The 13,927-nt window shown below is 44.5% G+C and carries 10 protein-coding genes; 1 reads left to right on the plus strand and 9 read right to left on the minus strand.

Annotation, left to right across the window (positions count from 1 at the left end):
• Positions 1–29: 29 nt before the first annotated feature.
• The 9 genes from HNP76_RS09305 to HNP76_RS09345 all read right to left on the minus strand — a co-directional run bounded on the left by HNP76_RS09305 (position 30) and on the right by HNP76_RS09345 (position 11,972).
• Positions 30–1,256 (minus strand): iron-containing alcohol dehydrogenase, encoded by a 1,227-nt coding sequence (locus HNP76_RS09305; protein ID WP_184659780.1) that lies wholly within the window; start codon positions 1,254–1,256, stop codon positions 30–32.
• 140 nt (positions 1,257–1,396) lie between these two features.
• A complete protein-coding gene (locus HNP76_RS09310) occupies positions 1,397–2,359 on the minus strand; it encodes a CobW family GTP-binding protein (RefSeq protein WP_184659782.1) in 963 nt (320 codons plus the stop codon).
• 46 nt (positions 2,360–2,405) lie between these two features.
• A complete protein-coding gene (locus HNP76_RS09315; RefSeq protein ID WP_184659784.1) occupies positions 2,406–3,467 on the minus strand; it encodes an NAD(P)-dependent alcohol dehydrogenase in 1,062 nt (353 codons plus the stop codon).
• A 110-nt stretch (positions 3,468–3,577) separates the two neighbouring features.
• Entirely contained in the window at positions 3,578–3,793 is a 216-nt protein-coding gene (locus HNP76_RS09320; RefSeq protein ID WP_184659786.1) for a hypothetical protein, read from the minus strand.
• Positions 3,790–4,659, minus strand: a complete 870-nt coding sequence (locus tag HNP76_RS09325) for an Rpn family recombination-promoting nuclease/putative transposase (protein WP_184659788.1) — start codon at positions 4,657–4,659, stop codon at positions 3,790–3,792. The genes HNP76_RS09320 and HNP76_RS09325 overlap by 4 nt, the downstream gene beginning before the upstream one ends.
• Positions 4,660–5,034: 375 nt before the next feature.
• On the minus strand, positions 5,035–7,584 hold the full coding sequence (locus HNP76_RS09330; protein ID WP_184659790.1) for a leucine-rich repeat domain-containing protein: 2,550 nt from the start codon (positions 7,582–7,584) through the stop codon (positions 5,035–5,037).
• A gap of 22 nt (positions 7,585–7,606) precedes the next feature.
• Positions 7,607–10,519 carry a BspA family leucine-rich repeat surface protein gene (locus HNP76_RS09335; RefSeq protein WP_184659792.1) on the minus strand — a complete coding sequence of 971 codons (2,913 nt, stop codon included), beginning with the start codon at positions 10,517–10,519 and terminating at the stop codon, positions 7,607–7,609.
• A gap of 16 nt (positions 10,520–10,535) precedes the next feature.
• Positions 10,536–11,750 carry a hypothetical protein gene (locus HNP76_RS09340; RefSeq protein ID WP_184659794.1) on the minus strand — a complete coding sequence of 405 codons (1,215 nt, stop codon included), beginning with the start codon at positions 11,748–11,750 and terminating at the stop codon, positions 10,536–10,538.
• A gap of 45 nt (positions 11,751–11,795) precedes the next feature.
• Complete coding sequence (locus HNP76_RS09345) at positions 11,796–11,972, minus strand: hypothetical protein (RefSeq protein WP_184659796.1); 177 nt, start codon at positions 11,970–11,972, stop codon at positions 11,796–11,798.
• Between the two features lie 121 nt (positions 11,973–12,093).
• Between HNP76_RS09345 and HNP76_RS09350 the strand changes: the two genes are divergently transcribed.
• The gene (locus HNP76_RS09350) at positions 12,094–13,905 is read left to right on the plus strand and encodes a RelA/SpoT family protein (protein WP_184659798.1); all 1,812 of its coding nucleotides are present in this window, start codon (positions 12,094–12,096) and stop codon (positions 13,903–13,905) included.
• Positions 13,906–13,927: the final 22 nt, after the last annotated feature.

Below are 13,927 nucleotides of genomic sequence, written 5' to 3' on the forward strand. Positions count from 1 at the left end.
GCTGTTAAGCGGCGGTCACACCCTAATAATTAGAAATCAACTTCTGTGTCGTAGTAACAGCACTTGAGAAGTTTTTCCATTTCTTCCTGAGTTGGCTGGCGTGGGTTAGAGCCAGTACAAGCATCGGCAATTGCATTCTTTGCGATTTCTGGCAGGCGTTTCAAGAAGATGTCCTCTGGAACGAAGCCTTTTTCGCAAGGATAACTGTCTGCGCCGTAAGTTCCGATTGAGTGAGGAATCTTAAGGTCGTCGTTCATGCCGCGAAGATACTTGATGAGGTTAGCGATTTTTTCTTTCTCAGAAGAGCCGCCCAATCCCATGAAGTCAGCGATAACAGCGTAGCGTTTTGCAGCAGTTGGGTCTTTTGCGTTGAAAGCGATGACTTTTGGCAGGTACATTGCGTTTGCAGCACCGTGAATGATGTGAGCGTGCAAGCCGCCGACATCCTCAAATGCAGCACCTGTTTTGTGAGCCATTGAGTGAACGATACCGAGCAAAGCGTTTGAGAAAGCCATACCAGCCAGACACTGTGCGTCGTGCATTCGGTCGCGGGCAGCCATGTCGCCGTTGTATGATTTTACCAAATCAGCCTGAATCATTTTGATTGCGTGGAGTGCGAGCGGATCTGTGTAGTTGCAGTTTGCAGTTGAAACATAAGCTTCGATTGCGTGAGTGATTGCGTCCATACCAGTGTGAGCAACGAGCTTCTGAGGCATTGTCTCTGCAAGCTCTGGGTCAACGATTGCTACATCAGGAGTGATTTCGAAATCTGCGATTGGATATTTGATACCTTTGTCGTAGTCAGTGATGATTGAGAATGCTGTAACTTCTGTAGCAGTACCAGAAGTTGAAGAAACAGCACAGAAATGAGCCTTTTTGCGAAGCTCTGGAATGCCGAATACCTTGCACATATCCTCGAAAGTGCTGTCCGGGTATTCGTATTTAATCCACATAGCCTTTGCAGCATCGATTGGAGAACCGCCGCCAATAGCAACAATCCAGTCAGGCTGGAATTCGAGCATCTTTTTTGCACCGTTCATAACGGTTGTTACAGATGGATCTGGCTCGATTCCGTCGATGAGCATAACTTCCATTCCGGCTTCTTTAAGATACTTTTCGGCACGGTCAAGGAACCCGAATTTTTTCATAGAACCGCCACCAACACAAATGACAGCCTTCTTACCTTTGAGTGATTTGAGTGCCTCAAGCGCTCCCTTTCCGTGATACAAGTCACGAGGCAAAGTAAATCTTTGCACAATGTACCTCCTTTTTGTAATACAGACTTATTCTTTAACTATTAAGTCATCAATTAGTATAATTCAGCAATCGGTTGCCGTCAAATTTTATTTTTTTTTGCAGCGCGTTCGAAAGAGAGCAGGCACCACACCACATTTAATCACCTCAGATTTTGCAGCCCATGCCCCGGAATCTTCTCGCCTTTTTTGTTCTCCAGGCGTTTCTTAATTGAATAGAAATCCAAGTTTTTTCCGATAACAACCAGGCAATTCCGCGACGATTCTTCCGCACCTTCGATAAAATATTTGTCACCTGCAAAATCCACGCGCAAAAGCTCGCCAGCGCATTTAACAGTTCCCTTGATTCGCACTATTTTTCCGTAGCGGGAACGAATCAAATTTTCCATGAAGGCGACAAGCCTGCCAGCCGAAGGAATTTCGGAGTCCTCAATGCTAAGGCTTTCAAATTCCGTTCCCAGTTCAGCCTCAGACAGTCCATCCTCGCTCTGTGGCGGAATCTCAACCGAGCCGTCGAGATTTTTTCTGAAAAGCCCCTGCCAGAATTCCTCGCCCTGATAAGCGTAGTGGGTCTGGATAATATTCGCACAGGGATTCAGTTCTTTTATTTTGGAGACGGTTTCTTCAAGTGCCAGTGAATCCAAATGCAAATCGCACTTTGAAAGGACGACAGTGCCCGCAAATTTTATGTGGTCGCGGTACAAGTCACCGTAATTTTTAATGCAGTTGGCAAAAGCAGAAGGATCAACCACAGTGACAGGTGAAAGAAGGGAAATCTGCTCGTATTCGATTTTCTGAATGTTGGCGATTACTTTTGAAAGATAGCCCACGCCCGTAGGCTCAACGATAAGGAAATCAGGGTTCAGCGTGTTTGAAATAGTAAGAATGTCCATCGCAAAGTCGGACTTACCTGTACAGCAGATGCATTTTTCGGTCTGCTCCCACACGCTCAAATCAGTCTGATTTTTAAGAATGTCCTCGTCAATGTTCACCGCCGCATAATCATTTTCAAGAACGGCGATTTTTTTGTCAATTTTGTTTGAAAGAGTTTTGATAAAAGTGGTCTTCCCTGCACCAAGAAAGCCAGACACAACAAGTATTTTCATATTTTTAAATAAAGGAAACGCCGGGCATAAAGCCCGGCATTAGATTTTAGTCAGAAATTTTTACGACTGGTTTAATCAAGTCGGCTGGTTTGTCCTTCATGAGCATGAGGGCGTCTTCAACCTTCTCAAAGCCTTCGAAGCGGTGTGTGATAAGATGTTTTACATTGAGCTTACCACATTCTACGAGGCTCGCGAGCTTCTGCAATCGCAAGCGTCCGCCTGGCATAAGACCGCCGACAATCTGCTTGTGGCCCATGCCGCAACCCCACTCTACGCGAGGAATTGTTACGAAGTCGCCGGAACCGAGATAGTTTACGTTACCAATCTTTCCGCCCGGTTTGAGAGCCTTAATCATAGCCTCGAATGACTCAACGCCACCGCCTGCAACTACAACTTTATCTACACCAGCGCCTTTTGTAAGCTCCATAACTTGCTGGTCAATCGGGCCTTCTTTGTAGCTGATGAAATCTGTAGCACCGTATTTTTTTGCAGCTTCACGGCAAGCAGGGCGAGTACCAACACAAATAATGCGGGAAGCACCGCGCAAGTTTGCACCTGCAACAGACATAAGGCCAACAGGACCAATTCCGTTTACGAGGACAGTATCACCAAACTGAACGTCTGCAAGCTCAACGCCGTGGAATCCAGTTGGAACCATATCCGAAAGCATACATGCTTCTTCTGGAGAAATTGAATCAGGAAGGAATGCAAGGTTTGCATCGGCATCATTTACATGGAAATATTCACCGAAAACACCGTCCTTAAAGTTTGAGAACTTCCATCCGGCCAACATTCCAGTTGAATGCATTGGGTATCCGGCCTGAGCTTCAAGAGAAGACCAGTCAGGAGTAATTGCAGCAACCATTACCCTGTCACCAACCTTGAAGTCCTTTACAAGTGAACCGACCTCAGCGACAACACCACAGCCCTCGTGACCGAGAATCATGTTGTGGCGGTCTCCCAAAGCTCCTTCCCAGACAGTGTGAATGTCAGACGTACATGGAGAGAGAGCCAAAGGCTTTACGATTGCATCAAGAGGCCCGCAAACAGGACGTTCTTTCTCAATCCAACCAGCTTTACCAATGCCGAGCATTGCAAATCCTTTCATAAATACACTCCTTTTAAAATTGTATACTTTATAAAAATAGTATAAGTCAGCAATCGGTTGCCGTCAAATTTTTTTGTTAGGAATGAACTTTCACGTCCTCAAGCCTAAATTCATAGCGGCGTAGCCCCGGCTGAAAATTTCATTGATTGTTGATTCAGAAGTTCTGACACTTTGCTCAGAGGCAAACCTAACGATTTGGCAATTATTTCTTCCGATACTCCATTTGCATAAAAGTTTATTGCCGCCTCAATAGTTTTTTGGGCAGCACCTTCTAGAATACCTTCTCTCTTTGCGGCTCGTGTTAAATCTCTGTCGTGTAAGTTCATAGCGGCGTAATCCCTCCTGGATTTTTCGTTGTAGTTTGCCCAAGGATCTCAGAAACTTTGTTCAAAGGCAAATCCAGCGATTTTGAGATTATTTCCTGGGAGATACCATTTGCATACAAATTTCTAGCTGCTTGAAATTTTGCTTCTGCAGCTCCCTGTATAATTCCCTCTTTTTTAGCGGCTCGTGTTAAATCTCTGTCGTGTAAGTTCATAGCGGCGTAATCCCTCCTGAAGATCTCATTATCCTTGATTTTCTCAACCAAAGCTGAAAGTCGGTTCGAGAAATCGTCCTTCCCTGGTTCGTTCGTGTGGATGAAGTGTAGAAACGATCTGATTCGCTCGTCCACTTCTTTTTCGTATGCACTTGCATTATAAATGAGCTTGAGGGATTTGTCATTTAAATTTACGAGAGGATTTTCTTCGCAGATGTTCCTGAATGTGTAGCATGGAAGTCCGTAAAAGTTTTTGTTTTCGTCTTTGAACGGATCATGCTTACAAATGAATAGAATGTAACTATCTTTCAACTCAGAATAGTCTTGACCTTTCATTAGACTGTCCATGTCAATCATGCTCTGATAATATCGAGTGCGTTTTCCCAGTGCTTCCTGCGGGTAAGATTGCAGCTCAACATCGATGATTTTATCAGTGTCCTTGATGTAAACGTCGAGCCGAACGCCTTTTGTGGTGTAGTAGGGGGCGATTGTCTTTTCAAGTTCGGGGTATTCGACATGATTCACGCGGATGTGAAGTAACCTTTCGACGAGTTCTGCGCAAATATCCGGATCACGTAAGACCGCCTGAAACATGCCGTCGTCTGTGAATGTGAGTTCGTCAACTGGCTTTGGGTGGAAAATAGATTCTGTCATAAAAGTCTTCCTTGTTCAGTGAGATAAAGACACGACTGTGCCTTAGTCCAACTGCCAGTTTCAGAAGACTTGTGGTAAATACCGTGCAGAGAGCGAAAGGAAGATGGTTCAATAAACTGGGACAATAGGTTTGATCTGCAACCTTTACGATATGAAAGATAGTGAAGAATTTAGCGAAAGTCAAGGGAAATAAAAGGGCGTGTCCCCCGCCTTTGGCGGGGGCCGGCTTTTTCTGGTTCCGCTATCGCTTCATTCTTAGTTCGGTAAAACCGAACGTCGAACGCTTCGCGCCCCTACAATCCCTCACGCAACAATAGTTTTGGACAGCCAAAATCATTTTTTTTCCTCCGTGTCTAAATCTTATGTCGAGTTTTATCATTTCCCCCCGACATAAGTATAGCTAGTCTCTCCATCTGTGCATTTGATTTCTTTTACCGTAGCAGGGAAAATATTATAACCTTTTTTTATGCTCCCCCACTGCTCTTTTGTGCCTGCAAAGTTGATTTCTGTAAGATTTTCACACTCGTCAAATGCATAATTGCCTATTTCAGTTACGCCTGCAGGAATCGTAATACTTTTGAGATTCGAGCATTCACAAAATGCCCTCTCCCCGATAGTTGTGCACTTACTTCCTTCTGCAAAGTCGACAACCTCAAGGCTATTACAATCTTCGAATGCAGACATACCTATTTCAGTTACGCCTGCAGGAATCGTAATACTTTTGAGATTCGAGCATCCATAAAATGCATTCGTCCCGATAACTGTGCACTTACTTCCTTCTGCAAAGTCGACAACCTCAAGGCTATTACAATCTTCGAATGCAGCCTCGCCTATTTCACTTACGCCTGCAGGAATCGTAATGCTTTTGAGATTCGAGCATTTAGAAAATGCCCCCTCCCCGATAGTTGTGCACTTACTTCCTTCTGCAAAGTCGACAACCTCAAGGCTATTACACCCCTCGAATGCCTCCACGCCTATTTCAATTACGCCTGCAGGAATCGTAATGCTTTTGAGATTCGAGCAGTCACAAAATGCCCCCTTCCCGATAGCTGTGCACTTACTTCCTTTTGCAAAGTCGACAACCTCAAGGTTATCACAACCAGCGAATACCCAATCGACTATTTCAGTTACGCCTGCCGGAATCGTAATGCTTTTGAGATTCGAGCATTCACAAAATGCCCACTTCCCGATACTTGTGCACTTACTTTCTTCTGCAAAGTCGACAACCTCAAGGCTATTACAACCCTCGAATGCCTCCACGCCTATTTCAATTACGCCTGCAGGAATCGTAATGCTTTTGAGATTCGAGCATCTATAAAATGCATCAATACCTATTCCTGTAACATTCGCAGGGACTTCAAAAGATGTAATATCTGTACCTTGCAGTGCACCTTGAAGTATGGCTGTCACCGTATCAGGAAGCTTTAGACCTGTCAGACAGCCAAAATCTGCATCCCTCCAATCCGAGCTATCGCCCCTTAAACTCCTAAAACTAAATGCATAAGTCGGAAGATAAGAAATACCTGTTTCGGTAAGGTCAAGCTCAATCTTCATTCCGTTATATTCTCCACTATCACTGGTAGAGGAGCTCTTCATAAAGCCTTCAAGAACACTGGTAATTTGAGCAAATGCGTTACTTGTATATTTATACTCCATGTTACGCGAAGACTCATTATAAACACTGGCATCTTTCATCCAGTTTTCACCGAGCGGATCGAGGGGGATTTTGTCCGTGATTTTTACTGTAACGGATTTTAGTCCGGCTTCATTTGCAGCTGCAAGTTGCTCACCCAACGTATCAAGAGTAGAAATATCATCTATGACAAGCAGGCTGTCTTCTTCGAATTTCGCATAGAATGTCTTGTCGCCTTTTGTTCCCTGCTCTATGTAGTAAACAGGTTCGCCTTCATAGTTTTCGTTAACATACCAGCCGATGAATTTGTGGAATGGCCATTTCATGTCGTCTTTCGAAGGAAGAATCAATGGATAATGTCTTGTATAACGACTTTGTGAAAACTTATGCTTAGGACAATTTTCCGGCAACACATAGCTTACTGTGTAATCAGTATTCAAATCGTCCAAGCTTATCTCTGCAAAAGTCTTGCAGAATGGGGCGATGCGGACGAGTTTCTGATATACGTTAATAAGCCGGGAAGTTTCAACCTCACGAACCTCTGGCGTGATTTCAGATACCAAAATAAAGAGAACGTAATCACCTGGTTCAAGACCTGTCTTACTGTACAATTCTTTGAATGTCTCATCGGTGCTGGCTTCGCTATGTCTGTAAGCATAAACATAACCACTATCATCTTCACCCATGTTAGTCTTAGTGAACTCCTGAAAGTCCATAAGTTTTACTCTAATGTCAGAAACATAGTCTTTCTTTTCAAATTTGAAATAGACTTCGAGGCTGCCCGTAGCACTATCGTCTGAAACGTATTTTGCGGCAAAGTTGAGAGTGTTGTTGCCCAAGTGCATTGTCTGGGTAAGTTTTGCACTCTCGCAGAGAATAGAGCCGCCTTCGCCAGAACTTTTATAAAGGAGAAGCTCAAAGTCATAAGTTGCAATGTCAACGATAATATCCGTAGTGGCTTTCATCTGTGAGATTGCAGTTTGTGATTCTGAGCTTGTCCACACACGGTAAACATCAAATCCATCTGACGGATCTGCGGTTCTTTTTGGGTCATCCTCAACTTTTTTTGCACGGAGCACAACCTCTGTGATTTTATCTTCCGTGAGGTCGCTTGGAAGCAGGGTGGCAGAACGCAGGCCGCTTTCAATATTTACGATAACCAGGGCTTTTCCCTGTGTTTCACTCAGATTCTGTGTTTCGTCTCCTGTGGCAATGTCGCCGCAGGAAATCAGAGCCGCCGCAAGGGCAAACGAGCCGAGCAGGGCAAATATTTTTTTTGTCAGTTTTCTCATTTTTCATCTCCTCGTGTTAGTGTTACTCTACAGCAGGCTTTTTTACAGTGAAGTAGCCTGGAGCATCCGTGCCGCCATCTACGCGGGCGTAGGTTACGTCTTGTGGATTCTTTTCACTGTATGCAGTTCCAGAACCACCGGCAAGTTTTTCACAATTTTTGAACATTTCGGTGCTGTCTAAAAGGTTAATAGAAGAGCTCCAGTCTGTTTCCTCTTTAACGTAGATTGTGGTAAGAGCGCCACAGCCAGCGAACATAAAGGGCATATCTGTAACATTTGACGTGTCAAACTTGCTCAAATCAAGGCTGGTCAGGGCAGAACAACTATTGAACATTCCGACCATATCTGTAACCTTTTTCGTGTCAAAGCTGCTTAAATCAAGGCTGGTCAGGGCAGAACAGACAGCGAACATTTCGGTCATGTTCGTTACATTTGGCGTTTTAAAGCTGCTCAAATCAAGGCTTTCCAGGGCAGAACAGAAAGAGAACATACAGTTCATATCACTAACCTTTGACGTGTCAAAGCTGCTCAAATCAAGGCTTTCCAAGGCAGAACAGCCAGAGAACATAAAGCTCATACCTGTAACCTTTGACGTGTCAAACTTGCTCAAATCAAGGATTTCCAGGGCAGAACAGCAAGAGAACATATCGCTCATATCTGTAACATTTGACGTGTCAAAGCTGCTCAAATCAAGACTGGTCAGGGAGTTACAGCCAGCGAACATTCCGACCATAGATGTAACATTTGACGTGTCAAAATCAGAAAGTTCGATTTCTTTGATGTTAAACAAGTTGGCAAAAAACGCATCTGACATTTCCGGCATTTCCAAGACAAGCCATTTTGGAAGATAATAGAAGAGTGTTCTTGATTTTTCGTCATACCAGAGAGGGCAGTTTTTCTCATCATCAAAGTAAGCAAGTTTGATTTCCCCGGCAGGAGGCTGCGGGCTTTTCGTAAAATATTCCACATTTTTGCTGGCACTGACATCAAGTTCGGAAAGAACTGCATCAATTGAACTGATACTTACTTTAACAATCCCCTTCCACTGTGCGTAAAGCGTAATATCCTCTGTAGCCGGAATCTTATCGTCCACTTTGTAAGAAGTTCCGCTTCCATCTGCCTTTGTATTCCAGCATACCAGTTCGTAGCCTTTTCTAATAAAAATACCTTCATCCAACCGGAAGTCATCAAAAGTGTAAAGATAAGTTGTTTTTGTTTTTGCAGTTAAGTCACCTGTGCCGTCAGCATTTTCAACAAAAGTAACTTTTACGACTTTAATGTCCTCAAGTAGATCATGTTCTGCAGCATAAACTTTTCCATCAGCATCCTTTGCAATCACTGTGATGTAAAAATTCATCCTACCAATGTCGAGCTTTTTGGATATTTTGAATTGGTTTGGCTTGCCTCCAGTCAGTTCATTACCCTTTGTATATTCCGAGCCCCCTAAATACCACTGATAGCTATCAAAACCTTCCTCTGCCGTAAATATTCCAGTTTCCTTGTCAAATGTGAGCTTGATGTCACCAGAAAGCTCCACTTTTCCAAGCGCAAGCTCGATTGGCGAGATTCTTTCTTTTCCGTCATAGTCAAGGTCTACTGAGCCATCAGTACACTCGATTTTTGTTGCAGGAACATTCTGGTGCCAGTCTGAGCCTCGTTCAACTTCTGCCCACTCTTTTGCAGTGCCGTCATATTCGAAGCTTTCAAGAGAAGTACAGTCTTTAAATGCAGATGCTCCGATTTTTGTTACTTTTGCAGGGATTTTGATTTCTGAAAGTGCAGAGCAGCCTTTAAATACAGATGATTCGATTTCAGTTACGCCAGCAGGGATTGTGAATTCTGAAAGGAAAGTGCAGCCTTCAAAAAGAGAAGATTCAATACTTGTTATGCCTTCCGGGAGAACAACCTTTACGTTTTTGAGGTTTGCGCCTTTGGCTTCAAGGAGTTTTGTCTTGAGCTCACCATTTTTGACTTGTTCGGCTGTAACGTAGATTCCGCCAAGCCATTTTGCTTTGAGCGTAATGTTTCCTACTGTGCCTTTTTTGATTTCCGTAATTTCTTCGCCGTTACCGTCAACCCAGCCGTCAAAAGTGTCTCCGGCTTTTTTTGCATCCGGGAGGCTGATTTTGTCTGAGTAGCGAGTGTATGAGCCTGGAATTGTGCCCTGCAAAGTGCCTTCGCCGAGTTCAAGGTCAATCGTGTAAATTTCCTCAAGCTCGCTGATTTTGTCAGTTGATGAGCTTGTAAGACCCTTTGTGATTCCCGCATATTCCCGCCATTCGCCGAGCTTTAATGTTTTTGCCTCGTCGCCAAAAAGGCTGAATGTGAGAAGGTAGTTTCCAGAAGGAATGTCCTTTGCGGCAAATGAAACAGAGCCTGATTCTTCTCCACCCTTGAATTCTGTTTTTCCGGTGACTTTTGGGTCTTCCTTGTTTGTAAGTTTTGCTTCAACGGCTTTTACGCTTACCGGCAAACTGAGGGTGATTTCAAGATTTCCCTTGCCTTCTGCAGAAAGTGCGCTGAGTGAGAGCGTGAAAGTAAGTGTGTTCTTTCCGCTTTGAATTGTTTTTGCGCAGCTGCCCTGCCATGTTGCTCCGCCTTTTACGGCTGAGAGAGTGAAGCTGTAGCCTGCTCCTTCTGTTACAGGAATGCTTGCTTCTTTCATTTTTGTCCAGGCTGTTAAAGTTTCGTCTGTAGCCCAGGTTTCTTTTACGGCAAGAACATTTTCGTCTTCCGCAGTTCCTGTGAGCGTGAATTGCTCAAATTCATCTTCTTTTGTTACGTTCGGCAAAGCTGAGCGAGAGATGTCTTTTACGCCGACTTTGATGTATGCTGGCTGAGAAGAGTCTTCTTCAGAACCGCTGTTGAACATTGAGCACGAAGCAAGTGCCAGTGCCGTAATGGCCGCAAGTGCCGATAATATTTTTCTTTTCATTTATCTTCTCCCTTTTTTAGTTCCGGTCTGTTACATTTTTCACCAGGATATTTGCGCTGTACGGAATGCCATTTTTTATCGCAAGGAGCGAAACCGGATATTTGGCGTCCCTTGTAAGGCTTTTTCGTGTTAGAGTGAGAATTCTTCCGTCTTCACTAACTTTCGCACCATCGAACTCAGTGACTTTTTTGCCATCGTCGATGAGCCATGTGTAGCCGGTGAAGCCATCTTCTGCAGTGAGCGTGATTGTGGTATCAGTTACAGCAGGTTCAACAATGATTTTTGAGTTTGGATCGATTGTGATTTCAAAGCTGCCTGCTGTTACCGAAGGTTCTGGTTCCTCTGGCTCAGGATTCTCTGGCTCAGGTTTTTCTGGGTCAGGATTTGGCTTCTCAGGGTCAGGATTCTCCGGCTCATCTGTTTTTGGGTCTTCCTTAGGATCGTCCTGGTTCGGATTCTCTGGATTTGGATTTTCCTGCGGGTCATCTTGTTTTGGGTCAGTGTTCGGGTCTTCCGGCTTGTTCGGATTGTCAGGATTTGGCTTCTCCGGATCAGGATTTTCCGGCTCGTCAGTTTTCGGGTCTTCCTTCGGATCGTCCTGGTTCGGATTCTCTGGTTTTGGGTCTTCTTTCGGGTCATCCGTTTTCGGCTCTTCTGGATTCTCGGCTGGCTTTTCTGGCTCAGTCTTTTTGACTTCCAGCTTTTCTTCTGGATTGTCATTGTTTGTGAGAGTTCCAGTGCTCAAATCACCAGTGTATGTTTTTGTTTCGGTGGTTCCGTCTTCCTTTTTTGTTTCGATTTTGACGGTTGTTGTAGTTTTTCCGTCTTTATCTGTTGTCGCAGTGATTTCCGTAGTTGTGCCGTCATCCTGCTTGATTGTGATGACGCCTTCCTTGCTTATCTCTCCGACTTCTTTTGTTGTACCATCTTCTTTTTTTACTGTGACTTTGCCATTTTCCACAGTGTAAGTCGTTTCGCCGATTGTGTAGGTTCCTTCGGCTTTTTTCTGAACGTCGGTAATTTCTTCTGCTGGTGGTGTGAGTGGATTGTCATCGCTTCCGCCGCCCGAATCAGAACTGCATGAAGTGAATGCAAACAGAAATGCTGTTGCCGCAAAAAGCGCGACAAACTTGCGAACCAGAGACAAAAATGCTCCCGGTCGTGCCATCTTCGGACGGAATGATTCCGTCATGCTCAAGCTTGTATCGAGCATCTTCCCATTACTTTTCATTTTTACTCCTCCAAATGAAACTTTTTATATAAAAAAGACCGCCGGCTATGCCTCAAACGAAGCAAAACCAAGCGGACTTGTTTTTACGAGAGAAGAAATTTTTTGTGTGATTGATTTTAGAAAATAAGAAAGATTTGGCCTTATCGCAAATCGGATTATATGGAAGATTTTGGGCATGGCAAGCCCAGTGTGACAATTATTTTTAAATAAAACTTTCTCCATACTGAAGATTATAACGCGCTTTTTCATAAATTCAATAATTTTTTTTATTTATAGAGATTTTTCGTTATTTTCTACCCATTATTTTAATTTTGTGTTATCTTATGGTAAGGATGGGAATTTTATGGGATTTGATATTTCGACCAATAAGACAGAAACAGATCCAGCAGTTTTGATTGAACAGTTCTTCAAGACTTTCGGCAATTTTTCTGAAGAAGAAAAAAATCGTTTTACGTTCGCCTGGGACTTTCTCTGCGAAAAAACAAATGACATCAAGCGCACCTGCGGTCTTCCATATTATCTCCATCCAATCCGTGTTGCGGCAATTCTGGCACAAGGTCAGCTTGATATTGACACCGTCATTTCCGGTCTTTTGCACTCAATTTTCGAAGTCGAAGGAATTTCTCACGATGAAGTAAAAGCCAAGTTCGGCGACACTGTTTACAAAATCGTCAAAGACACTTCAAAAATCACCGGAATGAAAATCAACGCCACCACGATTCAGCAGGCTGATTCAATCCGAAAAATGCTCTTTGCCATGATTGACGACGTGCGCGTTATCCTCGTAAAACTTGCAGACCGCCTCGACCGAATGCGCAACCTCAAGAATATCGAAGAAAAAAAGCAGAGGCTCGTTGCAGCGGAAGTCATCGACATCTGGGCTCCGCTGGCTGACAGGCTGGGTATGCAGAGCGTCAAAAACGAGTTGGAAGACCTGAGCCTCAAATACTCAAACCCAAATGTTTTCCAGCAGATTAAGGCTATCGTCGCCACCAAAAAGGACGAGCGGGCAACTTATCTTGAAAAGGCTGTAAACGCAATCTATAAATCTGCGGAAAAGGTCGGAATCAATGTAAGCATTTCGAGCCGTGCCAAGCACTTTTACTCAATCTACAAAAAGATGCAGAAGCGAAACGTTCCGGCCTCATCACTTTATGACCTTCTGGCCCTCCGCGTAATCTGCGACACAAATGCAGAATGTTACACGCTGATCGGAATCGTTCACGGCCTCTGGAAACCGATGGACGGCCGTTTCAAAGACTATATCGCCATGCCAAAGTCAAACGGCTACCAGTCCCTTCATACCACGGTCGTCTGTGAGGGAAAGCCGCTTGAAATCCAGATCCGCACCCGGGACATGCACAATATGGCCGAGCACGGTGTCGCATCTCACTGGCTCTACAAAAAGGGCATGAACCACGACAAGGTTGACGTCAATTCTCTTGGAATTTTCAACCAGCTGCAGAACCTAAAAAAAGAAAACCTCAGCGACGAAACTTTCTTTGCAGAACTCAAGGGCGAACTTCTGGGCGATGAAATTTACGTCTTCACGCCAAAAGGCGACGTAGTTCATCTGCCGCAAGGAAGCTGCGCAATCGACTTTGCCTATCACGTTCACTCAGGAGTCGGCGAAAAAATCGTCGGTGCAAAGGCAGACGGCAAAATCATTCCGATTACTCAAGCCCTGCAGAATACACAGATTATCGAAATCATCACAAATCCTCAGGCTCACCCCACCGAAAATCAGCTCAAGGTAGTCAAAACCAGCAAGGCCCGCCAGAGAATCCATTCATGGCTGCTTGCAAACGACCCGACCTTCGAGGACAAGGCTGCGGCAGAACAGAGGGCCAGGGATTTGGACGCCCAGAACGAGAGAAGCCGGGCAATTCAGGAAGAAAAGCGCAAGCACCGCTCTGCCAAGGGCGAAAATCCTGAACTTGCGGAACGAAGCAAATACACGGGCAAAATCATCGTCGAGGGCACCAAAAACGTTGAGTTCAATTTTGCAGGCTGCTGTAATCCTCAGCCGGGCGACCCAATCGTAGCCTACACCAACAAAAAAGGCCTCCGCATCCACAAGGCAACCTGCCTCACCTTCCAGCGAATTCAGAACATCGAAAAGCGCATGGTCAATGTCGAGTGGGAAAAGAAATAATTAGAAATCAGCAGAAGAAATT

Source organism: Treponema ruminis (genome assembly GCF_014201975.1).
In the GTDB taxonomy this organism is placed as follows: domain Bacteria; phylum Spirochaetota; class Spirochaetia; order Treponematales; family Treponemataceae; genus Treponema_D; species Treponema_D ruminis.